Origin of the sequence: Plantibacter sp. MCCC 1A11337, assembly GCF_013349365.1 — a bacterium.
GTDB classification, from domain to species: domain Bacteria; phylum Actinomycetota; class Actinomycetes; order Actinomycetales; family Microbacteriaceae; genus Plantibacter; species Plantibacter flavus_A.
This window is the reverse complement of the sequence record NZ_JABJWX010000003.1, coordinates 238018-261596: the sequence shown is the minus strand read 5'-3', so window position 1 is coordinate 261596 and position 23579 is coordinate 238018. Positions and strand designations below refer to the sequence as shown.

21 protein-coding genes are annotated in these 23579 nt (G+C 71.0%); 7 read left to right on the top strand and 14 right to left on the bottom strand.

What is annotated here, in order from left to right; genetic code table 11:
- Nucleotides 1–67 precede the first annotated feature (67 nt).
- Nucleotides 68–1087, top strand: coding sequence for a LacI family DNA-binding transcriptional regulator (locus tag HOW07_RS13055; protein WP_064294998.1), 1020 nt, complete (start codon nt 68–70; stop codon nt 1085–1087).
- Between the two features lie 227 nt (nt 1088–1314).
- Here HOW07_RS13055 and HOW07_RS13050 read toward each other — a convergent pair whose 3' ends face one another.
- Nucleotides 1315–2511 (bottom strand): ROK family protein, encoded by a 1197-nt coding sequence (locus tag HOW07_RS13050; protein WP_371743678.1) that lies wholly within the window; start codon nt 2509–2511, stop codon nt 1315–1317.
- Nucleotides 2512–2601: 90 nt separating this feature from the next.
- Here HOW07_RS13050 and HOW07_RS13045 point away from each other — a divergent pair, with 90 nt between their 5' ends.
- The gene (locus HOW07_RS13045) at nt 2602–3075 is read left to right on the top strand and encodes a GNAT family N-acetyltransferase (protein WP_175117386.1); all 474 of its coding nucleotides are present in this window, start codon (nt 2602–2604) and stop codon (nt 3073–3075) included.
- 87 nt (nt 3076–3162) lie between these two features.
- Here HOW07_RS13045 and HOW07_RS13040 read toward each other — a convergent pair whose 3' ends face one another.
- The gene (locus tag HOW07_RS13040; protein WP_064295001.1) at nt 3163–3774 is read right to left on the bottom strand and encodes a hypothetical protein; all 612 of its coding nucleotides are present in this window, start codon (nt 3772–3774) and stop codon (nt 3163–3165) included.
- Nucleotides 3775–3906: 132 nt separating this feature from the next.
- Between HOW07_RS13040 and HOW07_RS13035 the strand changes: the two genes are divergently transcribed.
- Nucleotides 3907–4410, top strand: a complete 504-nt coding sequence (locus HOW07_RS13035; RefSeq protein WP_175117385.1) for a metallophosphoesterase — start codon at nt 3907–3909, stop codon at nt 4408–4410.
- Nucleotides 4411–4416: 6 nt separating this feature from the next.
- Here HOW07_RS13035 and HOW07_RS13030 read toward each other — a convergent pair whose 3' ends face one another.
- The 8 genes from HOW07_RS13030 to HOW07_RS12995 form a co-directional block, all read right to left on the bottom strand.
- A complete protein-coding gene (locus tag HOW07_RS13030; protein ID WP_175117384.1) occupies nt 4417–5061 on the bottom strand; it encodes a hypothetical protein in 645 nt (214 codons plus the stop codon).
- 146 nt (nt 5062–5207) lie between these two features.
- Entirely contained in the window at nt 5208–6341 is a 1134-nt protein-coding gene (locus tag HOW07_RS13025; RefSeq protein ID WP_371743677.1) for a Gfo/Idh/MocA family protein, read from the bottom strand.
- Nucleotides 6326–7021, bottom strand: coding sequence for a ThuA domain-containing protein (locus HOW07_RS13020; protein ID WP_064295003.1), 696 nt, complete (start codon nt 7019–7021; stop codon nt 6326–6328). The genes HOW07_RS13025 and HOW07_RS13020 overlap by 16 nt, the downstream gene beginning before the upstream one ends.
- 49 nt (nt 7022–7070) lie before the next feature.
- Complete coding sequence (locus HOW07_RS13015; RefSeq protein WP_175117383.1) at nt 7071–8024, bottom strand: carbohydrate ABC transporter permease; 954 nt, start codon at nt 8022–8024, stop codon at nt 7071–7073.
- Nucleotides 8024–8950 (bottom strand): carbohydrate ABC transporter permease, encoded by a 927-nt coding sequence (locus HOW07_RS13010; protein ID WP_071258845.1) that lies wholly within the window; start codon nt 8948–8950, stop codon nt 8024–8026. Before HOW07_RS13010 ends, HOW07_RS13015 begins: the two co-directional genes overlap by 1 nt.
- 7 nt (nt 8951–8957) lie before the next feature.
- Complete coding sequence (locus tag HOW07_RS13005) at nt 8958–10268, bottom strand: extracellular solute-binding protein (protein ID WP_071258843.1); 1311 nt, start codon at nt 10266–10268, stop codon at nt 8958–8960.
- 50 nt (nt 10269–10318) lie between these two features.
- Nucleotides 10319–11509, bottom strand: a complete 1191-nt coding sequence (locus HOW07_RS13000) for a Gfo/Idh/MocA family protein (RefSeq protein ID WP_254628344.1) — start codon at nt 11507–11509, stop codon at nt 10319–10321.
- Nucleotides 11510–11736: 227 nt separating this feature from the next.
- Entirely contained in the window at nt 11737–12783 is a 1047-nt protein-coding gene (locus HOW07_RS12995; RefSeq protein WP_175117382.1) for a LacI family DNA-binding transcriptional regulator, read from the bottom strand.
- A 187-nt stretch (nt 12784–12970) separates the two neighbouring features.
- On the opposite strand from HOW07_RS12995, the gene xylA reads away from it, so the two are divergent.
- The 3 genes from xylA to HOW07_RS12980 all read left to right on the top strand — a co-directional run bounded on the left by xylA (nt 12971) and on the right by HOW07_RS12980 (nt 17105).
- Nucleotides 12971–14161: a xylose isomerase gene (gene xylA, locus HOW07_RS12990; RefSeq protein WP_064295008.1), complete on the top strand. Its 1191-nt coding sequence runs from the start codon at nt 12971–12973 to the stop codon at nt 14159–14161.
- A gap of 130 nt (nt 14162–14291) precedes the next feature.
- Nucleotides 14292–15719 carry an FGGY family carbohydrate kinase gene (locus HOW07_RS12985; RefSeq protein WP_175117381.1) on the top strand — a complete coding sequence of 476 codons (1428 nt, stop codon included), beginning with the start codon at nt 14292–14294 and terminating at the stop codon, nt 15717–15719.
- A 345-nt stretch (nt 15720–16064) separates the two neighbouring features.
- Nucleotides 16065–17105, top strand: coding sequence for an NADPH:quinone reductase (locus HOW07_RS12980; protein WP_175117380.1), 1041 nt, complete (start codon nt 16065–16067; stop codon nt 17103–17105).
- 25 nt (nt 17106–17130) lie between these two features.
- Here HOW07_RS12980 and HOW07_RS12975 read toward each other — a convergent pair whose 3' ends face one another.
- Genes HOW07_RS12975 through HOW07_RS12960 form a run of 4 tightly spaced genes read right to left on the bottom strand, consistent with a single transcriptional unit; the run spans nt 17131 to nt 22484 of the window.
- Nucleotides 17131–18243, bottom strand: a complete 1113-nt coding sequence (locus HOW07_RS12975; protein ID WP_175117379.1) for a glycerate kinase — start codon at nt 18241–18243, stop codon at nt 17131–17133.
- Nucleotides 18244–18247: 4 nt separating this feature from the next.
- The gene (locus tag HOW07_RS12970) at nt 18248–19300 is read right to left on the bottom strand and encodes a Xaa-Pro peptidase family protein (RefSeq protein ID WP_121293753.1); all 1053 of its coding nucleotides are present in this window, start codon (nt 19298–19300) and stop codon (nt 18248–18250) included.
- Nucleotides 19297–20457 (bottom strand): Gfo/Idh/MocA family protein, encoded by a 1161-nt coding sequence (locus HOW07_RS12965; RefSeq protein WP_175117378.1) that lies wholly within the window; start codon nt 20455–20457, stop codon nt 19297–19299. The genes HOW07_RS12970 and HOW07_RS12965 overlap by 4 nt, the downstream gene beginning before the upstream one ends.
- On the bottom strand, nt 20454–22484 hold the full coding sequence (locus HOW07_RS12960; RefSeq protein WP_175117377.1) for a DUF6807 family protein: 2031 nt from the start codon (nt 22482–22484) through the stop codon (nt 20454–20456). Before HOW07_RS12960 ends, HOW07_RS12965 begins: the two co-directional genes overlap by 4 nt.
- Nucleotides 22485–22610: 126 nt before the next feature.
- Between HOW07_RS12960 and HOW07_RS12955 the strand changes: the two genes are divergently transcribed.
- Nucleotides 22611–23579, top strand: coding sequence for an NAD(P)-dependent oxidoreductase (locus HOW07_RS12955; protein WP_175117376.1), 969 nt, complete (start codon nt 22611–22613; stop codon nt 23577–23579).

The following is a 23579-nucleotide window of genomic DNA, read 5'->3' as shown; positions in this document are numbered from 1 at the left end:
GCCTGACGCGTGTGCATAATGGGTGCAGCACGAAATGTGACCGTGCACATCGAGGTCCGAGGAATCCGTGAGCGACGACGCCGAACGGGGGCGAGCCCCCAATATCCGCGATGTCGCGCGCCTGGCCGGGGTCTCCCACCAGACGGTCTCACGGGTGCTCAACAACCATCCGAGCATCCGCGACTCCACCCGCGACCGGGTCCTCGCCGTCATGGACGAGGTCAACTACCGTCCGAACCGGGCCGCCAGGGCACTCGTGACGAGTCGGTCGCGGACCATCGGCGTGCTCGCGAGCCAGCGGTCGCAGTACGGTCCGGCGAGCATGATCCAGGCGATCGAGAACGCGAGCAAGGACGCCGGGTACCTCGTCAGCACGGCCAACCTGCCCGACGTCTCCGACGCGTCGATCGTCGCCGCCGTCGAGCATCTGCTCGCGCAGTCGGTCGACGGCATCGTGGTCATCGCACCGCAGGTCCGGGTGTTCCGGGCGATCGAGGAGCTGCAGGTACGGGTGCCGTTCATCGCGGTGCAGTCCGGCGGTGACCTCGACGACCACTCGATCGGTGTCGACCAGGTCGCCGGTGGACGCTTGGCGACGCGGCACCTCATCGAGCTCGGGCATCGGAACATCTACCATCTCGCCGGCCCGCAGGACTGGATCGAGGCGGAGGCGCGCATGCACGGCTTCCTCGCCGAGATGAGCGCGCAGGACGTGCCGACGACCGCGCCGATCCTCGGTGACTGGACCGCCGACTTCGGCTATCGCGCCGGGATCGAACTCATGCGCGTGCGCGACTTCACCGCGATCTTCTCGTCGAACGACCAGATGGCGCTCGGTCTCATCCATGCGATCCGCGACGAGGGGTACGACGTGCCGCGCGACGTGTCGATCGTGGGGTTCGACGACATCCCGGAGGCACCGCACTTCTGGCCGCCGCTCACGACGGTGCGCCAGGACTTCGACGAGCTGGGGCGTCGCTGTGTCGCGCGGTTGCTCGGCAACCTCGAGGTCGACGCCGTCGGCTACCGCGGCACGATCGAGCCGGAGCTGATCGTACGGAAGTCGACCGGTCGCCCGGCCTTCTGACCCTCGTGTCGTCGTGGTGTGTCGTGGTGGCGCCAGCGCGGTGCGCTGACGTGAGCGCGGGTCGCACGCGTGAGCGCGCCCCTCTGGAGACCCGCGCTCGAGTCCACGCCCCGCGCCCACGCCTGTTCGGGTGACCTCGCGTCAGCGCACCGCGCTGACGCCGGGTGAGCACATCTCACGCCGGCGCACCGCGCTGACCACCAGGCCGACAGCACCCAGGGCGACGATCACCAGGCGGCGGGGTCCGCGATGAGTCGATCGAACGCGAGTTCCGCGGCACCGATGAGCAGGAGGTCCTGGCCGAGTTCCGCACGAACGATCGTGACGTCCTCGAACGGCGGGACGAGCGCCCGCTCACGGACCGCGTCGTGCAACTCCTCCGACGCCAGTTCGAGCACGATCCCGAGATGACCACCGAGGACGACGAGTTCGGGGTCGAGGATGTTCACCGTGCCGGCGAGCGCCCGTCCGAGCGTCCTGGCCTGCCGGACGACCTCCTCCCGCATCGCCCCGGCCGGATCGGCCGCGATACCCTCGGCGAGCGCCGCTTCGAGGACCGCGTCGTCCCCGGCGGTGAGACCGGCGACACGGAGGAGCTCGCTGCGTCGCACGGCGTCTTCGAGCGCATTTCCGGCGGTCGTCGCCGAGGTGTGGCCGAACTCCCCCGCGTAGCCGCGCGCGCCCCCGACCGGTCGGCCGCCGGCGATGATGCCACCACCGATACCGCTCGCGCCACCGTTCAGGTAGACGAGGTCGTCGATACCGCGTCCCGCCCCGAAGGTCCGCTCCGCCCGGGCGCCGAGACTCGCGTCATTGGCCGCGAACACCGCACGACCGGTCGCGGCACGCAGCCGTTCGACCAAGGGCTCGTCGACCCACCCGAGGTGCGGTGCGAGCCGGACGACCCCGTCGGCGTCCCGGACGAGACCGGGGACCGCCAGCCCGATCCCACCGCCGCCGAGAGCTTCTTCGGGCAGGCGGTCGGCGAGTTCCGCGACCAGTTGCGCGATGATCGCCGTCGCCTCGGCCGCCGACGGTGTCGTGTCGACCTCGCGACGTACACGCTCGAGGACCTCGCCGCCGAGTCGCACGGCCGCCACCGTGATCGCGTCGAGTTCCGGGTTCGCTGCGAAGGCGACGGCTCGCGAGCCGGCCGAGACGAGTGGCGACGGCCGGCCGACACCCTGCCCACCGACCGGGACGGACTCCGTGACGATTCCGATCGAGGCGAGTTCCGTGACGAGCGCGGCGACCGTGGACCGGTTGAGCCCGGTCGTCCTCGTGAGCGCCGACCGCGACTGCACGCCGCCCTGATGCACGAGCTCGACGATCCGGCCGAGGTTGCGACGGCGCACCGAGTCGAGTCCGCTCCCCATGCCGGGTCCGCCCGCTGGACCCGCCCCGACCGCTGTCGACTCGCTCACACGCACACCCTCTGCTCGATCCCTCCAGTGTCCCCTATCCGAGCACACGCCGGTTCACCCGCTTCCGGCCACGGATGGTTGACTGGACGGATGCCCGCCGCCTGGACACTCCGCCCCGCCACCATCGACGACTCGACCTGGATGGTCGAGTTGCGTGCCGTCGTCATGCGACCCGACCTCGAGCGCCTCGGTCGCTACGACGAGACCCGCGTGCGTCAGCGCTTCCTCAGCGGATATCGACCGGAACACACCTCGGTGATCGAGGTCGAGGGCATCACGGCCGGGCTGGTCGCCCTCCGCCCGGAACCCGACGAGCGGTGGCTGGAGCACTTCTATCTGGCGCCCGAACACCAGGGCGCGGGCCTCGGCACCGCGGTGCTCGCATGGCTCCTGGCCGACGACGGCGACCCGCGCCCGTTCCGCCTGAACGTCTTGCAGGGCAGCCCGGCCCGCCGCCTCTACGAGCGCCACGGCTTCACGCTCGAACGCGAGGACGAGGTCGACGTCTGGATGGTCCGCGGCGCGGGAGCAGGAGATCGGCACGGCGCCAGGACGTTCGGGTGAGTGACGTCCTGCCACCGCGCGGATCTCCTCCTGCGACGCCGGCACCGGCTAGCGGCTAGCGGGTGAGCAGCGCGACGCCCGACCAGCTCACGCGGGCTGGCGGACCGTGGTCACGATGTCGACGAGGTGCGGGTCGGCCGGCGCGGAGCCGAAGCCGAAGCGCACGGGCGGGTCGAGTCGGGCGAGGGTGCCGAGGTCGGCACCGGACCAGCTCGCGGTGGCGGCGGTGATGCGGCGGGCGCCGGTCACGCCGTAGTACTCGCGTCGACCGTTGCCTGCGGAGCCCGCCGTCCGGGCGCCGGGTTGGAGCACGCGGGCGAGGGGGTCGATCGTCTGCAGCCAGACGGGGTTCACGGCCACGGGTTTGGGGACGACCCGGAGCGCACGACCGAGCGGAGAGCTCCCGCCGATGCGGAGGGTCGTGTCGAGCGGACCGCCCACGAAGCGGAGCCCCGTCGGTAGGCGGGTCCAGCCGACGGTGCCGATCTCGACGTCGTCGAAGGTGTACGTGGAGGAGATGAAGTCGGCGATCTCCTGGGTCGGCGCGAGCAGCAGGCGTTTGCCGCGGGAGTCCTCGATCATCGCGTCGGCGAACGAGCCGAACGGCGAGGTGGACCAGAGCCCGAGGACGATGCGGACGCCACCCGTGGTGCCGTAGCCGGCGATCCTCCCGGAGAAGCGAAGGTCGGTTGCGGGCATGGGATCACCCTAGTCGCCCCTCCTGCGGGAGTGTCCGTGAACGGGGGTCCACGGCCCGGCCCCCGTGCCGGTGGACAGGCGCGGGGGCACCACCCGGTTGACGAGGTCGGCGCGATCCGCTTCCGTGGGAACATGCCGACCTCGCTGCTCCTCCTCGCCGACACCCACCTGCCGAAGCGGGCGAAGGCCCTGCCGGACGCGGCCTGGGCCGCCGTCGACGCAGCAGACGTCGTCGTCCACGCGGGTGACTGGGTCGACGAGGCGACCCTCGACGCCCTCGAGGCCCGGGCTGCCCGCCTCGTCGGTGTCTTCGGCAACAATGACGGCCCAGGTCTCCGCGCGCGCCTTCCCGAGGTCGCGCGCTTCGAACTCGACGGGCTGCGGTTCGCCGTGGTCCATGAGACGGGGGCGGCGACCGGTCGCGAGCGACGGGCCGACGAGGCCTTCCCCGACACCGACGTCCTGGTCTTCGGACACAGCCACATCCCGTGGGACTCGGTTTCGCCCGCCGGCCTGCGTCTGCTCAACCCCGGGTCGCCGACGGACCGCCGTCGTCAACCGGAGTGCACGATGATGACCGCGTGGGTCGAAGACGGCGCGCTCAGGGACGTCCGGGTCGTCCCGGTCGCCCGCTGAGGCGGATCAGCCGCAGTACTCGCTGTCGATCTTCGCTTCGTCGCGGACCACGATGCCGTCGACGAGGTCGTCGGTCACGGAGAAGTTGATCCAGTGTCCGGCGTCGTCGGTGACGGCGTAGAACACGGCGTACTTGCCCTGCTGCTCGGTGAGCGCCGGGTAGGCGGTCCGGAGTTCCTCGAGGGTGGATCCGACGCCCACGCCCTCAGCGGTCGTCGGGGAGGCTCCAACCGCCGCAGACGCGGGCCCGCCCCACGCCTGCAGGACGATCTGGCCCACGACGCCGGTGCTCTGCGGATCGGGGAGCCAGACGGAGGGCAGCCCGTCGGCGGCGTAGGCGGTCACCCACGGGCACGCCTCCTGCGTCGCGACGGTGAAGGCGGTCATGAACGACGCCGTGCCTTCGATCGGTGCGCCGACCTCGATCGGGCCGAGCCCGGTGAACGACACGATCCAGGACGTGGGATCGGCGAGGTCGGGACCGGTGGGTGTCGGCGTCGGCGACGGTGTCGGCGTGGCCGACGTGGTGACGGTCTCGGTCGGTGCGGGCGTCGATGCTCCCGCGCCGCCCGAGCATCCGGCCAACGCGAGTGCTGCTGCGATCGCCAGGACGGTGCCGACCGGACGTCGGTGTGCTCGTGTGAACGCCATCATTCCCCCAAATGTGTGCTCGGATCAGCCCATCCTCGCACACCATCCGGTCCCCTCCCTTGCCCGCGAACTGTCACTCCGGCACAGTTCCAGCCGTCCGGACCAGCGCCGAGTGACAGTTCGCGGGCAGGGGGAAGGGGAGGAACTCAGGCGACGGAGGCGGGCTGCAGCACCGGCGCCGGGCGGGAGACGGTGCTCGTCAGTTCCACGACGCGGTGCTCACGACCGGCGACGATGATCGCCTCCATGATCTCCAACACGTGGAACGCGAGGTCGCCCGATGCCCGATGCGGTCGGTCCTGTTCGATCGCCTCGGCCAGGTCCGACAGGCCGACCCCGCGCCCGGCGTCGACGAAGCCGGCGCTGTCGGGGACAGCCCGCCAGGTGCGGTCGTCGGCCGTCGCGATCTCCACCGGGTCCGAGAACCGGTTCGGGTCGGGCACGGCGACCGTCCCGCCCGTCCCGTAGACCTCGAAGAGCGGCACGCGGCTCGCCCACACCTCGAACGAGACCGTCACGGTCGAGACCACCCCGTTCGCGTGCTCGAGGATCGCGGTGACGTGCGTGTCGACCTCCTCGTGCACCGGGATCGGCGTCCCGGCCAGCGCTCCGGTCGCGACCGACCGCTCACGATCCGACCGCGCGACCGCGCCCGACACCCGCACGACGGGACCGAAGAACGACACGAGGCTCGTCAGGTAGTACGGCCCCATGTCGAGGAGCGGTCCGCCACCCGGCTGGTAGTAGAACGCGGGGGCCGGGTGCCACAGCTCATGTCCCGGGGCGCTCCAGGCGACGGCTGCGGCGATCGGCCGACCGATGGCGCCGCTGTCGAGCACGGCGAGCGCCGTCTGGACCCCGGACCCGAGGACGGTGTCCGGCGCGCTGCCGACGCGGAGGCCCTTCGCCGCCGCGAGCTCGAGCACCGGTCGTGCCTCGGCGGTCGACAGCGCGAGGGGCTTCTCCCCGTAGACGTGCTTGCCGGCCTCGAGGGCCCGGAGCGCGACCTCGGCGTGCGCGGCCGGGATGGTGAGGTTCAGGACGACGTCGACCTCGGGGTCGGCGAGCAGTTCGTCGACGCTCGACGACCGCACGCCCTGTTCGGCGGCGACCTCCGCGGCGCGGGCGAGGTCGAGGTCCGCGACGACGACGAGCTCGAGGTTCGGGAGCTTCGGGAACTCGGCGAAGTACTGCTTCGAGATGTTGCCGACGCCGATGACGCCGACCCGGAGGACGGACCCTCCCGTGCTCTCCGATGACCCGTTCAGCGTGCTGCCCACAGCAGGCCCCTTTCGATGATGGTGCGGACGTTCGGGTCTTCGACGATCTCGATGCGGTGGCCGGGCGCGGACACGAAGATCCTGCCCTTCCCCCACTGGCGGGTCCAGATGGCGGGCGCCGTGACGGGACGGTTCCACGCGTCCCAGGGCCGCACCTCCTGCGTCGTCGTCGCGAGGACGTCGTTGTACTCGTCGCTCAGCACCCAGTACTGCTCGGTGACGAGGTCGAAGTCCTCGATCCCCTCGGTGATGGGGTGCGTCCGGCCGTACTCGGTGATGTGGACGGTGTAGGGGATGTAGTTGTCGGACTGCTCCCCCGTCCGCTCGGCCGGGTCCTTGCCGGCGTGGTGCGCGAACTGGCCACCGATCATGTGGAGGTAGTCGGCGTTGTTGCGGTAGGAGTCCGCGATCCCTCCGTGCCAACCGGCCATGCCCGTCCCGTTCAGGACGGCGCGTTGCAGGCCGGCGAACTCCTCCGGCTCGATGGTGTTCATCGTGTTGATCTGCACGATGAGGTCGACCGTGTCGAGGTAGTCGGTGTCCGTGTAGACGGTGGTCCCGTCCTCGACGCGGACGGTGAACCCGTTCGCCTCCAGGAAGGGGATGAAGGCCGCGGTCGTCTCGACGGGCATGTGCCCGTCCCAGCCGCCTCGCACCACGAGCGCCTGCTTGTCAGTCATGTGTTCCTCTCAGGGGGTGGTTCCGTCTCCGGTCGACTCGCGACCGGCACTACTTGCTGAAGCCGGCGGTCATGCCACTGATCAACTGGCGTCGGCCGAACAGGTACAGGATGAAGATCGGCAGGGTCGACAGCACCACGGCGGCGAGCACGGCCGGCACGTTCACGCTGAAGGAGCCCTGGAACGTCCACAGCGACAACGGCAGCACCCGGTTGCTCGGCGACTGCGTGAGCACGAGCGGGAACAGGAAGCCGTTCCACACGTTGAGCGCGTTGTAGAGCGCGACCGTGACGATCGCCGGCCGGGCGAGCGGGAGGACGAGCGAGACGAGGGTCCGCCAGCTCGACGCCCCGTCGACGGTCATCGACTCGAACAGCTCCTTGGGGATGTCGCGGATGAAGTTCGACAGGATGAGCACGGTGACGGGCACCGCGAAGCCGATCGACGGCAGGATCAGCGCCAGGAGGGTGTCGTAGAGTCCCGCCTTGCTGAGCATGTAGAACAGCGGGATGATCGTCGCCTGCAGCGGGATCGCGAGGCCGAGCAGGAAGAACGAGAACGCTCCCCGCGTGAACCGGGAGTTGGTGCGCACGATCGCGTACGCGGCCATGAGGCAGACGAACACGGTGACGGCGACGCTCGCGACGGTGATGACGACGCTGTTGCCGAGGTACAGGAAGAAGTCGCTCTGCAGGACGAGGGCGTAGCCGTCGAGGGTCGGGTCGGTGGGCGGGATGAGCTGGTTGCTCGAGAAGAACCCGGCCTGCGGGCGCACGCTCGTGATGACGATGTAGTAGATCGGCAGCACGATGATGAGCAGCCAGATCCATGCGCCGATCCCGCCGATGATGTTCGGCTTACGGCGGGCACCGCGGGGGCGCCTGCCGCGCGTCTCGTGCTCGCTCGGGCGTCCGCGCTTGGACCCGGCGGTCGAGACGCTGACCGTGTCGAGGCTCCCGGTCGGGAGCGCACCGGGCTTCGTGAGTGGGTTGGTCGCTGACATCAGAGGCCCTCCTGCTGACTGTCCATCTTGGCGAAGCCGCTCAGTTTGGTGAGCAGCAGGGCGATGGCGAGACCGATGACGGCCAGGATGATCGCCATGACGCTCGCCTGCCCGAACTGGCTCGCGGAGAAGCCCGTCACGTACATGAGGATCGGGAGGATGCGGGTGCCGGCGCTCGGAACGCCGCCGGTGAGCACGAAGATCACGTCGAAGTAGGTGAGCGAACCGATGATCATGAGCGTGGACGACGTCACGAGCGTGTACCGCAGCTGCGGGAGCGTGATGTGGAAGAACTGCTTGACCGTCCCCGCGCCGTCGATCTCGGCCGCCTCGTAGAGGGACGCCGGGATCTGCCGCACGCCACCCTGGAACAGGAGCGTGTGGAAGGGCACGAACTGCCACGCGATGATGAAGATCACGACGAAGAGCACGAGCTGCTGGTTGCCGAGCCAGTCCTGCTTGAGGAACGGGATGCCGAGCGACGCCGACAGGCCGAAGTTCGGGTCGAGGATCGCCTTGAACGCGATGGCCGTCGCCGCCGACGACAGCAGGAGCGGCAGGAAGAAGATCGCGCCGAGGACGGCCCGGTTGCGCTGCTTGCCGGCGGTCCAGGTCCCGAGCAGCAGGCTGATCGGGGTCTGGACGATCCAGGAGATCACGATGACCTTGAGGGTGAGGACGAGGGCGTCAATCGCGACCGGGTCGACGAGGACGGAAGCCCAGTTGTCGAGGCCGACCCACGCGGGGTCGGTGATCGCATCCCAGCGGGTGAAGCTCAGGTACAGGGCGACGATGAGCGGGATGATCGCGAAGACGAGGAAGAAGCCCAGCGCCGGCGCGACCATCCAGCCGCTGGGGCCGGTGCGGCGGCGCATCGCTGCCGCACCGGCCCCTCGGGCCCCGTTCAATGGACGGGTGACGGTCATCGGGAGATCACTGTCCGATCGTCTTGTTCATGTTGTCGGAGAACTCCTGCGGGGTGATCTGCAGGTTGAACAGCTGGTCGAGGTTCGTCAGCAGCGCGGTCGCCTGTGCCGGTGGGAGCGCCTGGTCCCACGACATCTGGAAGTTCTTCGCGTTCTTCGTCAGGTCGTAGACGGTCGTGCCGAAGTCGCCGCCGGCGTCCGCGATCTCGGAGTCGATGTCGGTGATGGGCGGCACCTGGCCGGCCTTCACCATGCGGTCGATGTAGCCCTTGTCGAACACGCCCTCGGTGAGGTACTTCAGCGCGCTGGCCTTCTGCTCCTTCGTCGCCGAGGCGGAGATGGAGAAGTACCCGGACGGGTTGCCGACGATGTTCGACGGGTCGCCCTTGCCACCCGTGACAGCGGGGAAGGTCGTGTAACCGAGACCCTTCTCGGCGAACTCGGCCGCCTGCTGCTTGAAGGTCGTCATGACCCAGGCGCCCTGGAGCATCATCGCGGCCTTGCCCGTGTAGAGCAGGGCGACGTCGGCGTTGCTGTCGGCGGTGACCGAGGCGTAGCCGTCGACGAACGCGCCGGCCTTCACGAGCTCCTGGATCTTCTCGTTCGCCTCGATGATGCCGGGGTCGCTCCACGCGTCGGCCTCGCCAGCCATGATCTTGTTGAAGGCCTCGGGTCCGGCGACGCGGTCGACGAGGTACTCCTCCCACATGAGCGACGGCCACTTGGAGGCACCGGCGAGCGAGAACGGGGCCACGCCTGCGGCCTTGAGCTTGGGGATGGCGTCGACGATCTCGTCGAAGTTCGTCGGGACCTCGACCCCGGCGGCCTTCAGGACGTCCTTGTTGTAGTAGAACATGATCGGCGTGGTGGCGTTCATCGGCACCGCGTAGACCTTGTCGTCGATGACGCCCTGGTTCCAGACGGACTCGAGGAACTTGCCCTTCGCGTCCGCGGTCTCCGAGGTGATGTCGGCGACCTTGCCGGCGTCCACATAGGAGTTCAGGGTGCCGCCCGCCCAGCTGTAGATGATGGTCGGAGCGCTGCCCGCGCCGACGGCCGTGCGGATCTTGGTCTTGTAGGCGTCGTTCTGGAAGTAGGTCGCGGCGACCTGGCCGTCGGCGTTGGCGGCGTTCCACTCCTTGAGCGACGGGCCGAGGACGGTGTCCTCGTCGGTGCCGGTGAGGCCCCAGAGGGTGGCACTGCCACTCGGGGCGCCGCCGCCGCTGGAGCAGGCGGTCGCGCCGAGCATGAGGGCCGAGACGCCGAGGGCGACTGCGGCCAGTCGGGTCCGACGGCGGGATGAAGTACGAAGCGTCATTGCGTTCTCTCCTTGGTGGGTGCTGCTGCTGATGGTGCGATGGGGACGGATCAGTCGGTGGGTGTCCAGGCGCTGCCGTTCGCCGCACTCGACTCGACGGCACGCAGGACCCGCTGGACCTGCAGCCCGTCGGCGAAGGACGGCTCGGGATCGGTGCCGGCGGTGATGGCCTGGACGAGGTCGCGCACCTGGTGCGAGAACGGGTGCTCGTAGCCGATGCCGTGACCGGTCGGCCACCAGGCGGCCATGTACGGGTGCTCCGGCTCGGTGACGACGATGCGCGTGAAGCCCTGCTTACCGGCAGGAGCGGTGGCGTCGTACACCTCGAGCTCGTTCATCCGCTCGAGGTCGAAGGCGATGGCTCCGCGGGAGCCGCTCAGCTCGATGCGGAGCGCGTTCTTCCGGCCGGTCGCGTAGCGGGTGGCCTCGAAGGCACCGATCGCGCCGTCCGCGAGTCCGCCCGTGAGCTTCGCGGTGAACCAGGCGGCGTCGTCGACGGTGACCGCGCCGCGTTCCTCCGAGGCGGTCCCGCTCAGGCCGACGGTCTCACCGAGGAGCGGTCGCTCGGTGACGAAGGTGGCGAGCGTCCCGCTGACGGTGTCGAGTCGGGCACCGGTCAGGTGCTGCACGAGGTCGATGGCGTGCGCGCCGATGTCACCGAGCGAGCCGGAGCCGGCCTGGTCCTTGTCGAGGCGCCACGTCATCGGGCCCTCCGCGTCGCTCAGCCAGTCCTGGAGGTAGAGCGCGCGGATCTGACGGACGTCACCGAGCGCGCCCGCCGCGATGAGCTGGCGGGCGTACCCGATGGCGGGCACACGACGGTAGCTGAAGCCGACCATGGAGCGGACGCCGCGGGCCCTCGCCGCCTCGGCCGCGGCGACCATCAGCTCCGCCTCCTCGACACTGTTGGCGAGCGGCTTCTCGCAGAGGACGTGCTTGCCGGCTTCGAGGGCGGCGATCGCGATCTCGACGTGCGAGGAGCCGGGCGTGCAGACGTCGACGATGTCGATGGACGGGTCGGCGATGACGCTCCGCCAGTCGGTCGAGGCCGACTCCCAGCCGAACTTCACGCGGGCCGCTTCGAGTGCTTCGGCGTTGCGGCCGACGATCGTCGCCATGACCGGTTCCGCGTCGAGGTCGAAGAAGCGCGGTGCGGTGCGCCAGGCCTGCGAGTGTGCGGCTCCCATGAAGCCGTATCCGACCATCGCGACCCGGAGTTCCGGCCGTCCGCTTCCCGCCATGTGCAACGCTCCCGAGCTGCTCGCGCAGCTGCGGCCCCGGGGTTCCGGATCGCTTCGCTGCGGTGCCCTGAAGCTAGCCCCGCCGCCTGTTCCCCCGCAACTTCCCTATCCCGCATTGGAAACTTTTCGCACCCATCACCAGCCCGTCCACCCCCACCCTTACCCGCGAACTGTCACTCCGGCACAGTCCCGACCGCCGGGACTAGCGGCGAGTGACAGTTCGCGGGCTAGGGGGTGGGCGGGGCAGCGGTCGAACCCCGGACGACGAGGGAGGTGGCGAGGTCGAGGCGGATGTTGTCGACCGTCTCGGAGCGGAGCTTCAGCACCAGGCGGGTCGCCTCCTCGGCCATCTCGATGAGCGGCTGCCGGATGGTCGTGAGAGCCGGGCCGACCCACTTGGCCGGCGGGACGTCGTCGTACCCCACGACCGACAGCTGCTCCGGGATCGAGATCCCGAGCGAGCGCGCCGCCTCGTAGACGCCGAACGCCTGCATGTCGTTGCCGGCGAAGATCGCGGTCGGCCGGTCCTCGAGCTGCAGCAGTTCGAGCGCCAGGACGCGTCCGGCCTCCGGGATGAACTCCCCGCGGCGCAGGATCGTCTCGTCGAGCGGGATCCCGGCCTCCTCGAGCGCGGACCGGTAGCCGGAGACCCGCGCCCGCGAGCACATGAGGTCCTGCGGGCCCGAGATCAGGCCGATCCTGCGGTGACCGAGCTCGATGAGGTGGCGCGTCGCGGCCATCCCGCCGGACCAGTTCGTGGAGCCGATGGCGGCGACCTCCGGGCCCGGGTCCCCCGCCGGGTCGACCACGACGACCGGGATGTTGCGCGTGTGGAGCTGGCGCCGGTACGCCGGGTCGATGTCCGAGAACACGAGGATGACCCCGACCGGCTTCCGCGAGATGATGCTCTCGACCCAACCCTCACCGGTCGAACGCCGAGCGCCCGTCTCGGTGAGGGTGACGCTCATGCCGTGCTGGCGCGCGACCTTCTCGACACCGCGGATGATCTCGAGCGACCACGAGCTGTCGATGTACTCGAAGACGAGCTCGATGAGCGAGCCCTGCGCGAGCTCGGCACCGCGGCGACTGTACCCGTGGCGGTCCAGCAGCCGTTCGACGATCTCCCGGGTGTCCGGCGACACCCCCGGCCGCCCGTTGAGCACCTTCGAGGCGGTCGACACCGACACGGAGGCCTCCCTGGCGATGCGCGACAGGGTCGCGCGTCCGCCAACGGCACCGGGTCCAGCGGTCTGCACCGCGAGGTCGTCGCTCATCCGAGTCCTCCGATCCCGCTCCGTCGGGCCGGACGGCCGTCTCTCCAGCGAGAAGTTCTGCCCATGCTAACGAAATATTTCGCGACCTTCGACCGGTGACGCGAGGCCGACGATCTGCTAGTCTCGACTATAAGTTGTGGTTAACAACAAATCATCCACTCACCAACGACGTTGAAGGACTGCACGCATGAGCCTCACCCCCACCAAAGCCGATCGGTTCTCCTTCGGCCTCTGGACGATCGGCTACAACGGGACCGACCCGTTCGGTGGCCCCACCCGCCCCGACCTCGATGTGGTCGAGGCCGTCACCCGCCTGAACGACCTCGGCGCCTACGGCCTCACCTTCCACGACGACGACCTCTTCGCCTTCGGCTCGACCGACGCCGAACGCCAGAAGCAGATCGACCGCCTCAAGCAGGCGCTCGCCGACACCGGCGTCATCGTGCCGATGGTGACCACCAACCTGTTCAGCGCGCCCGTCTTCAAGGACGGCGGCTTCACCTCGAACGACCGCGCCGTCCGACGCTTCGCCCTCCGCAAGGTGCTCCGCAACCTCGATCTCGCCGCCGAGCTCGGTGCCAAGACCTTCGTCATGTGGGGCGGCCGCGAGGGCGCCGAGTACGACTCCGCGAAGGACGTGCAGGCGGCGCTCGAGCGCTACCGCGAGGCCGTCAACTTCCTCGGCGACTACGTCACCGACAAGGGCTACGACATCCGCTTCGCGATCGAGCCGAAGCCCAACGAGCCCCGCGGCGACATCCTGCTCCCGACGCTCGGCCACGCGATGGCGTTCATCGAGACCCTCGAGCGCCCGGAGCTCGTCGGCATCAACCCCGAGGTCGGCCACGAGCAGATGGCGGGCCTGAACTTCACGGCCGGTATCGCCCAGGCGCTGTATCAGGGCAAGCTCTACCACATCGACCTCAACGGCCAGCGGGGCATCAAGTACGACCAGGACCTCGTCTTCGGTCACGGCGACCTGCAGAACGCGTTCTCGCTCGTCGACCTCCTCGAGCACGGTGGCGTGAACGGCGGCCCCGCGTACGACGGCCCGCGGCACTTCGACTACAAGCCGAGCCGCACCGAGGACATCACGGGCGTGTGGGACTCCGCAGCCGCCAACATGCGCATGTACCTGCTGCTCAAGGAGCGCGCCGAGGCGTTCCGCGCCGACCCCGAGGTGCAGGAGGCGCTGGCCGCCGCCCGCGTGCCCGAGCTGCGCGAGCCGACGCTCAACCCCGGCGAGACCGTCGAGCAGCTGCTCGCCGACCGCTCGTCGTACGAGGACTTCGACGCCGACGCCTACTTCGGCGGCAAGGGCTTCGGGTTCGTCCGCCTGCAGCAGCTGGCCGTCGACCACCTCATGGGCGCGCGCTAGCCGACACCCGCGAACCTGGCGTTCCGTCTCCCGATCCGAGAGGATCGGGGGCGGAACGCCGTTCCGCGTTCCACCCCCACAGCAGACCCGGCGGTCACCCGACCGCCCACCACCGAGAACAGGGAGAGCGATGACGCTCGTCGCCGGCATCGATTCGTCCACCCAGAGCTGCAAGGTCGTCATCCGCGACGCCGAGACGGGAGCACTCGTCCGCGAAGGACGTGCGGCGCACCCCGCCGGCACCGAGGTCGACCCGGCCGCGTGGTGGCAGGCGCTGCAGGAGGCGGCCTCCGCCGCAGGCGGATTGGCAGATGTCGCCGCGGTGTCGGTCGCGGCGCAGCAGCACGGCATGGTCGCGCTCGACGTCGACGGACGCGTCATCCGTCCGGCACTCCTCTGGAACGACACCCGGAGCGCGCAGGCCGCGACGGACCTCATCACGGAGTTCGGCGCTGCGGAACTCGCCCAGCGGACGGGGTGCGTCCCCGTCGCCTCCTTCACGATCACGAAGCTGCGCTGGCTGCGCGATGCCGAACCCGCGAACGCCGCCGAGGTCGCCGCCGTCGCGCTCCCCCACGACTGGCTGAGCTGGCGTCTGCGCGGCTTCGGCCCAACCGACGAGAGCCCACTCGGCGCGGACCTCGCCGAACTGACGACCGACCGATCCGACGCCTCCGGCACCGGGTACTGGTCGCCCGCCGACGGTGAGTACGACCGCGAGTTACTCGTCGCAGCGCTCGGCCATGATGCGATCCTCCCGCGTGTGCTCGCGCCGGAGGAGTCGGCCGGCACCGGTGTCGACGGTGGCATCATCGGGCCGGACACCGTCATCGGGGCGGGCGCCGGTGACAACGCGGGAGCCGCCCTCGGGCTCGGGGCGACGGCCGGCGACGTCGTCGTGTCGATCGGGACGAGCGGGACGGTGTTCGCCGTGACGCCGGCCGTGGTCCGCGACAGCTCGGGCACCGTCGCCGGGTTCGCCTCCGCCGACGGCGCGTTCCTGCCGCTCATCGCGACGCTCAACGCCGCCCGGATCCTCGACGCGGTGGCCGCGCTGCTCGGCGTCGACCACGCGGAACTCGGTCGACTCGCGCTCGAGGCCCCGGCCGGGGCGCGCGGTCTCGTGCTCCAGCCGTACTTCGAGGGTGAGCGCACCCCGAACCGGCCGGACGCCACGGCGACCCTCTTCGGCATGACCCTGGAGTCGACGACGCGCGAGGGGCTCGCCCGGGCGGCGATCGAGGGGCTGCTCTGCGGACTCGCCGACGGTCTCGACGCGGTGCTTGCGCAGGGCGTCACGGCGGAACGGGTCCTCCTCATCGGCGGAGCGGCGCAGAACCCGGCGGTGCAGGCGATCGCGCGCGAGGTCTTCGACGTCCCGGTCGTCGTGCCGGCACCCGGGGAGTACGTCGCCGACGGCGCAGCGGTGCAGGCGGCCTGGGTGCTCAGCGGCACCAGGCCGGTGTGGGCCGCGGTGGGGGCCGGCGACGGTGCGGTTCGGGCGGTCGCTGCCGACGCGTCCGGGATCGCCCGGGAGCAGTACGCCGCCCGAGCCTGAGGCGGTGCCCGAGGCGACCTCCCCCGGTCCCGGGGCCGACCTCCGCCGGCCACCGAGCCGACCCCCACCGGTCAGTGAGCGAACATCCCCCGGTCACTGAGCCTGTCGAAGTGCCACACACCGGAGCCTCCCGAACCGCAACGCCACCCCGGGGGCCCTTCGACAAGCTCAGGGAACGCGTATCCCCGCCCCGGTCAGTGGGCCGAACCTCCACCGGTCAGTGGGCCGACCTCCACCGGTCACTGAGCCGACCTCCATCAGTCACTGAGCCGACCTCCATCGGTCACTGAGCCTGTCGAAGTGCCACCACGGAATCTTCCGCGGGGCGGAGACGTTGGCGACGGTATGCGATCGATCGTCTACTCCACCAACGGTGACCCGTCCGTCCTCCACCTCGTCGAGCGCGAGCTCCCCGAGCCCGGCCCCGGCGAGGTCCGCGTCAAGCTCGCGTTCTCCGGCGTCAACCCGACCGACTGGAAGACCAGGCGCGGCGGCGGCCCCTCGGGTGGCATGCCGTTCCCCGAGGTCGTCCCGAACCTCGACGGTGCCGGCGTGATCGACGCGGTCGGCCCCGCTGCCGGCGACGCGACCACGACCACCTTCGCCGTCGGCGACCGCGTCTGGGTGTACCTCGCTGCACACGAGAGCCCGCTGGGCACGGCCCAGGAGTTCACGGTCCAGCCCGCCTCCCGTGTGGTCCCCCTGCCCGACGCCGCGTCCTTCGAACTCGGCGCCAGCCTCGGTGTCCCCGCGATGACCGCGCACCGTGCACTCACCGTCGCGCAGGATGGTCCGACCCGCCTCACCCCCGGTGCCCTCGACGGCCGGACGGTCCTCGTCCAGGGTGGCGCCGGCGCCGTCGGCAATGCCGCGATCCAGCTCGCGCGCTGGGCGGGCGCGACGGTGATCAGCACCATCAGCAGCGACGAGAAGGCCCGCCTCGCGACCGCCGCGGGAGCGCACCACGTCGTGAACTACCGCGAGGGCGACACCGCCGCGGCGATCCGCGAGGTGGCGCCCGACGGCGTCGACCTCGTCGTGGAGGTCGCGATCGCGCAGAACCTCCCCCTCGACCAGGCGGTGCTCGCCCCGCGCGGCACGGTCGTCAGCTACGCGAACAACGGCGGTGACTCGATCACGCTCGACATCCGTCCGCACATGGGGCTCAACACACGGCTCCAGTTCATGCTGCTGTACACGGTCGGCGACGCCGCACTCCACGCCGCCGCTGAGGACATCACCGCCGCGATCGAGGACGGCGCGCTCCACGTCGGCGAAGACCACGGTCTGGCGCTGACGGTGTTCCCGCTCGCCGAGACGGCTGCGGCCCACGCCGCCGTCGAGGACGACACGGTCGGGAAGGTCCTCATCGACGTCACCGCTTGACGTACGTCACCGCCAGGTGACGTGATCAGGGGCGGTACTGGGTGGCCAGTGCCGCCCCTGCCGCACGCAGGTGGACGAGCGGTTCGGCCATCGCCGCCTCGACGCCGCCGGCCAGCTCCGTGAGCGAGGCCGCCGCGAGGAAGATCCCCTCGGTGGGCGCCTGGATCGCTCCGGCGACGAGCATGGTCCGGTCCGCCGCGAGCCCCGCGACCCAGGATGCGACCTTGCCGTCGGCCGTCTGGTCGTCGAAGCGGCCCTCGCCCGTGATCACGATCGACGCCGCGGCGGCCGCTTCCGTGAGGGCGATCGCCTCACCGACACCACCCGCGCCCGAGGTGGCGGTGGCTCCCCACACGAGGAGGCCGAAGCCCGCACCGCCCGCGGCACCGGCGCCGGGTTCGACCGCTGCCGCGTCAGCGAGGTCCTGGCCGAAGGCGTCCTGGGCTCGACGCGCGAACCGCGCGAGGTTCGCGTCGAGGACGGGGACGTCCGTGGCGTCTGCCCCCTTCTGCGGTCCGAACACCGCTGCGGCGCCGCGGTCGCCGAGCAGCGGGTTGGTCACGTCGCTGAGGATGACCGCACCGTCGGCCGGCAGCGCGCGGAGGCCGGTGGTGTCGATCCGGTCCAGGGTCGCCAGCCCCGCATTGCCGTGCGCCGTCGAACCGCCGTCGGAGTCGATCAACCGGGCCCCCAGCGCGGACAGGAGTCCGGCTCCGCCGTCCGTGCTGGAGCTTCCGCCGATCGCGAGCAGCAGTCGTCGCGCACCGTGGTCGAGCGCGGCTGCGATGGCCTCGCCGAAGCCGACGGTGTGCGCTGCGAACGGCTGCAGGGGGTCGAGGAGGGTCAGCCCGCTCGTCTGCGCCAGTTCCACGACCGCGGAGCCGTCGGGCAACTCGAGCCATTCGGCGTCCACCGGGTCGCCGACCGGGCCGGTGACCGTGATCGGGTGCCGACGCGCTCCAGGGACGGCGGCCGCGAATGCGTCGAGCGTGCCCTCGCCGCCGTCGGCCATGGGAAGCGACTGCAGGAGGTCATCCGGTCGGACGGTCCGCCACCCGTCGGCGATCGCCTCGGCGACCTCCGCGGCGGTCGCCGTGCCCTTGAACGAGTCAGGTGCGATGACGATGTGTTGGGTCATGTCTTCAGCCTCCCACGGTGGACGGGATCTGGTGGGTCGAGGCCGAGCTCGTCGTCAGCACCTCGACACCGTCCGGCGTGACCACGACGGTGTCCTCGACCTTCACGCCGGGTGCGGTCGGGTTCCAGGCGAAGGCCTGCCAGGGCTGGACGACATCGCTCGCCCCAGGCGTGGCGCGCGGATCGCGTCCCGCGTAGCCGGCCGCACCGCCCTGATGGTGTTCCGTCCACTCCTCGGCGTCGAAGCCCTGCTCGGCGTAAGCGGCACTCCCCGTCCGGAGGATGTCGGCGAGCGAGGCACCCGGCACGGTGGCGTCGAGATAGGCACGTTCGACGGCCCGGATGCGCTGCATGTCGGTGGCGAACGGCTCGGCCGGGGTGCCGCCCTCGTCGAACCACCGCGTGAGGTTCACGATGAGCCCGTCGCGGCGGCCGCAGGCGACGACCATGGCCCGGGAACCGAGTCGCCCCTCGGTCGGCAGCGGGTGTCGATGGGCGAGTCTGTGCTCCCCGGCGACGAGGAGGACGAGAGGGTCGATCCCGGCCGCGACGAGGCGCCCGGCGAGGTCAGCGGCGACCTCGCGTTCCGTCCAGGCAGGAGCGACCTCGTCGACGAGCGTCTCGAGCGCCGACGTCGTCGCCCGCCCGAGCGAACGGAACCGCGAGAGTTCGGCAGGGAGGAGCGACGCACGCGCCGCCCGAAGCTCGGCGGCGACGTCGGACTCCTGCAGCACCCCGTCCCCACTCGGCAGCACCGTGTCGATCGGCGTGTGCCACGGCACCGTCCGAACGCGGATGTCGGGCAGCTCCTCGGCCTGCAGCCGGTCCACCTCGTTGGAGGTCGCGACGAGCCACGCGTCGCCCGGCGAGACCACGACCGCGACGATCGGGTCGGCCGCGAGACTCACATGGACGCGCGAGCCGTCGAGGTACCAGCTGACCGCGGCGGCGGACCGCAGCACGATCGTGCCTGCTCCGCGGGCCTCCAGGAGCGACACGAGCCGGGCGTGCTTGCGCCGGCGGTCGTCCTCGTCCGGCCCGGGTCGCTCGTCGTTCATCGCCGGGCCCAATCGGCCCCGAGTTCGGCGAAGGTGCTGCCGGTGGCGGCCGCTTCGGCCACGAGCTCCTCGATTCTCGGGATCACCGGGCGGCGCTCGTCGCCCGTCCCGAACCACTCGACGAGATCAGCGGGGATGGGGTGCGGCGCTGGGGCCGATCGGACCGCGTCGAGGACGGCGGTGAAGGCGGACGCGTCGGCCAGGGAGCTGACGAGTGCGGCGTCCTGACCCGCCCGGACCGCCTCGCGCGCGCGGAGGAGGTCGGGGAGCAGCTCGGTCCGGCCTGTGGTCCAGCGTCGCCGGGTGACACCGTCGACGACCACCTCGACCTCGTCGCGCGTGTAGTGGAACCGGATCGAGCCGAGCTCCCCGCGCACCGTGACCACCGGGTCGGTCGTCGCCTGCGCGCACAGGGTGAGCGCCGCCGTCATGACCGGACCGCGCTGTGGGGTGATGCGGACGACCGAGGTGTCGTCGGCCTCGATGTCGTTTGCCCGGTACTGATCGAGGTCGATGGTGGCGATCGCCGCACGGTCGGTCGTACCGCCGAGCCGCAGCATGGTCTGGACCGCGTGCGCGAGGGGGTTGGTGACGACACCGTCCACGACGGGCACACCGTCGAGCGAGCGCCTGCCCGACCACGCGGCACGCGTCCAGTACCCGACGGTGCGGACCCAGGTGCCCCGCGCCTCGAGCGCTGTGACGGCCCCGATCTCCCCGCTGTCGACGACGTCCGCGATCTCGCCGATCGCGTGGGACCCGAGGCTCTGGAACCCGACCTGCACGAGACCGCCGGTCCGGGCGGCGGTGGCCTCCAACCGGTCGAGTTCGTCGTTCGAGGTCACCGGCGGCTTCTCGAGCAGGACGTCGGCGCCGTGCTCGAGGGCGGCGACGGCGAGGTCCAGGTGCGTGTGGATCGGCGTCGAGAGGATGACCACGTCCACCCGCCCGTCGGCGAAGCACTCCTCGAGTGAACCGCGGAGCGGCGCGTCCCCGGTGGCGCGGTCCTCCTCGGTGAAGGTCCGGTCGACGAGGCCGACGAGGCGGATCGCGCCGGTCGCGGCGAGCGCCCTGGCTGCCGCCACGTGGCTGGCGCCATGGCCGTGGATCCCGACGACCACGACGGTCGGGACGGTGGTGTGGTCGGTGCTGGTCATGCGTCACTCCCTGTGCTGCGCGGTTCGGTACTGCGCGGTTCGGTGCGGCGTTCCTCGGCCGTGAGGAGCGCGCGGTGGATGGCGTCCGCCTGTTCCGCGTCCAGGGCGCCGTCGACGACGACCGCCTCCAGACCGGTGACGAGCGGGGTGTCGGCGGTGATGGCGGTGCGGGTGATGGCGGCGAGCGAGACCCCGACACCCGGGTACTCGGCCGCACGGACGAACCAGGGGAAGGCGTTCGCTGCGGGCTGCCGGAACAGGACGGTCGTGGGGCGTCGAGCCGGCGTCGGGGCGGACTCGGCCGAGTCACCCGTCTCCGGGTCGGCGCTACCGTCGGCGTCGAGGACGAAGGCGACCCACGCCGCACGGGAGTCGTGCGCGGTCGACTCCTCTGGCCCCTCCGCGCTGAGGACGGACCGTCTGGCGTCCGCGGGCAGCCGCCAGAACCATCCGCCATACCCGGCGCCCTCACGACCGTTCGTCGCCGGCGATCCGATCGTCACCGTCGATCCCGTCGTCTGCAGGACGCTGGAGACGGCGACGCGGAGCGCCGACCTCCCGCTCCCGACATCGGATCCGGGCAGGGCGAACGCCTCGACGACCGTGCTGCGCGACTCCCGCAGCTGCGTCGTCCCGTCGCGTCCGGTCCAGTCGAGGGACTGATGCAGCACACCGGCGTCCACCTCGGTCTCGGTGACGCGCTGGACACCGTGGTTGTCGAGCATCGTCGACCCCTGCCCGGCGACGTAGGTGCGACCGCCCCAGTAGGAAACGCCGTCGACGTCGGCGACGGCCATCGAGAACCCGACATGGTGGGGGTGGTCGTCGGGGCCGGATTCCGTGACGACGCTGCCACCGAGCGAGGTGACGGGGTGCGCGAACGGTCGCGGGGCGTCGGTCGGTCCGAGGCCGCTGCCGTCGTGGAGGACGAGGACCTCGCGGTCGCCGAGCCGGGCGGTCAGCTCCGGTGACGTGGGGTGCTGCTCGGTTCCGTGCCAGACCGGCGGACTCGCGGCCGGGCGCGCTGCGGTGCTCTCCCGGGCGACGAACCGCGGTCGGAAGACGAGCGGGTGTCCACCGTCCGCGCCGCCGATGGTGTCGCGCAGTCTGCTCCACGCCTCGGCACCGAGCTCGCGCCGCGGGACGGACACCGTGCTGAGCGCCGGCACCGCGAACGCCGCGAACGGGATGTCGTCGAAGCCGACCACACTGAGCGCCGAGGGGACGGACACACCGGCACCGCGGAGCGCCGAGACGAGCCCGAGGGCGACGAGGTCGTTGAAGGCGACGACGGCGGTCGCGTCGTGCTGCACCACCGTCTCGACGACCGCCGCGCCGTCCACCAGCGCAGAGCCGGCCGTCACGATGTCGACGGAAAGATCGCCGAGGTCCGAGCGGGCGCGGGCGATACCGACCCGTCGGAGGCGATCGCCCTGGCTCGCGGCGGGCCCGGCGAGGTACAGGATGTGCCGGTGCCCGAGTGCGTGCAGCTCGGCGAGCACCTGCTCCATGCCGCTCGCGTAGTCGATGGACACCGATGGAACGGGCGAGTCGGCGAGCTCGCGGTTGACGAGCACGACCGGGTGCAGCTCCGCGAGGAGCGCTCGAAGCTCCGGCTCGGCCAGGCGGGGCGAGCAGAGGACGATCGCGTCGCAGCGACGACGGGCTTCGCGGGCCGCCGCCGCCTCGTCGGCCGGGTCCTCCTCGGTGTCGGTCACGAGGACGCGGTAGCCGTCGGCCGCCGCGGCCCGGGTGACCCCGCGCAGGATCTCCTGAAACATCGGGTTCTCGAGGTCGGGCACGACCACCCCGATGGTGTTCGTGCGGCCGAGCGACAAGCTTCGGGCCAGCATGCTCGGTCGATAGCCGAGGGCGTCGACCGCGGCGAGGACGCGGTCGGCGATCGCCGCGTCGACGGTGGCCTTGCCGTTGAGCACGCGCGACACGGTGGCCTTCGAGACGCCCGCCTGCACGGCGACGTCCGAGATCGTCGGCGTCGGGCCAGCAGTGGGGAACCGGTTGCTCATACGTCCTCGTCCAACTCATCATGGGTGGTGCCGTCGTCAATCATCCTATAGGCTCACCCCGAGAAACCGGTTTCTTGGTCAGCGCGGTCGGCCTGGTCGATCCGGACGTGGTCAGAGAGGACACCGATGCGCATCATCGTCACCGGCGGCGCAGGACGACTCGGGCGGAGCGTCGCGAGCGCCCTCACCGAAGCAGGCCACGAGGTCATCTCCGTCGATCGGACCGACCCCGGGCTCCCCGGCGTCGAGGGCCGGACCGCGGACCTCCTCGACCACGACGCCACCCATGAGCTCTTCGCCGCCCTGCGGCCCGACGCGGTCGTGCACCTGGCGGCGATCGCCGTGCCCTTCAGCGCGCCGGAGCACGTCATCCTGTCGACCAACCAGACGCTCGCCTTCACCGCCCTCACCGCGGGGATCGCCGCCGGAGCCACCCGGCTGCTGGCCGCGAGCAGCCCGACCGTCATCGGCTACGGCGCCCCGCACGGGTGGATGCCCGAGGCGCTCCCCATCACCGAGGAGCACCGGGTCGCCCCGTGGAACGCCTACGCGCTGTCGAAGGTCGCGATCGAGTCGACGGTCGCGATGCTCGCCCGAGCCCACCGCGACGCCGTCGTGACCGGCGCCTTCCGGCCGTGCTTCGTCGTCTCCCCGGAGGAGTGGGAGGGCGCACCGACGCAGCAGGGGCACACCATCGTCGACCGGCTCGCCGATCCCGCCCTCGCAGCCGTGTCCCTGTACAACTACGTGGACGCGCGCGACGCAGGTCGCTTCGTCGCCGCCTGGATCGATCGCGCGGAAGCCCGGCACTCCGGTGAGATCTACTTCGTCGGTGCCGACGACGCACTGGCCCTCGCGCCCCTGTCCACCCTGCTGCCCGCTCACGTCCCGAGCACCGCCGGATTCGCCGACGGACTCGTCGACCGAGCCGCCGCCTTCAGCAGCGCGAAGGCCTCCGCCCACCTCGGGTGGCGGCCGGAGCACGACTGGCGATCCGTGCTCAGCCCCGCCGAGGCGGCCAGGCTCACCGATCTGCTCGCCGCCGACACCGGCCGGCCGGCCACCATTCCTGTTCCAGCCCCAGCCCCACGATGA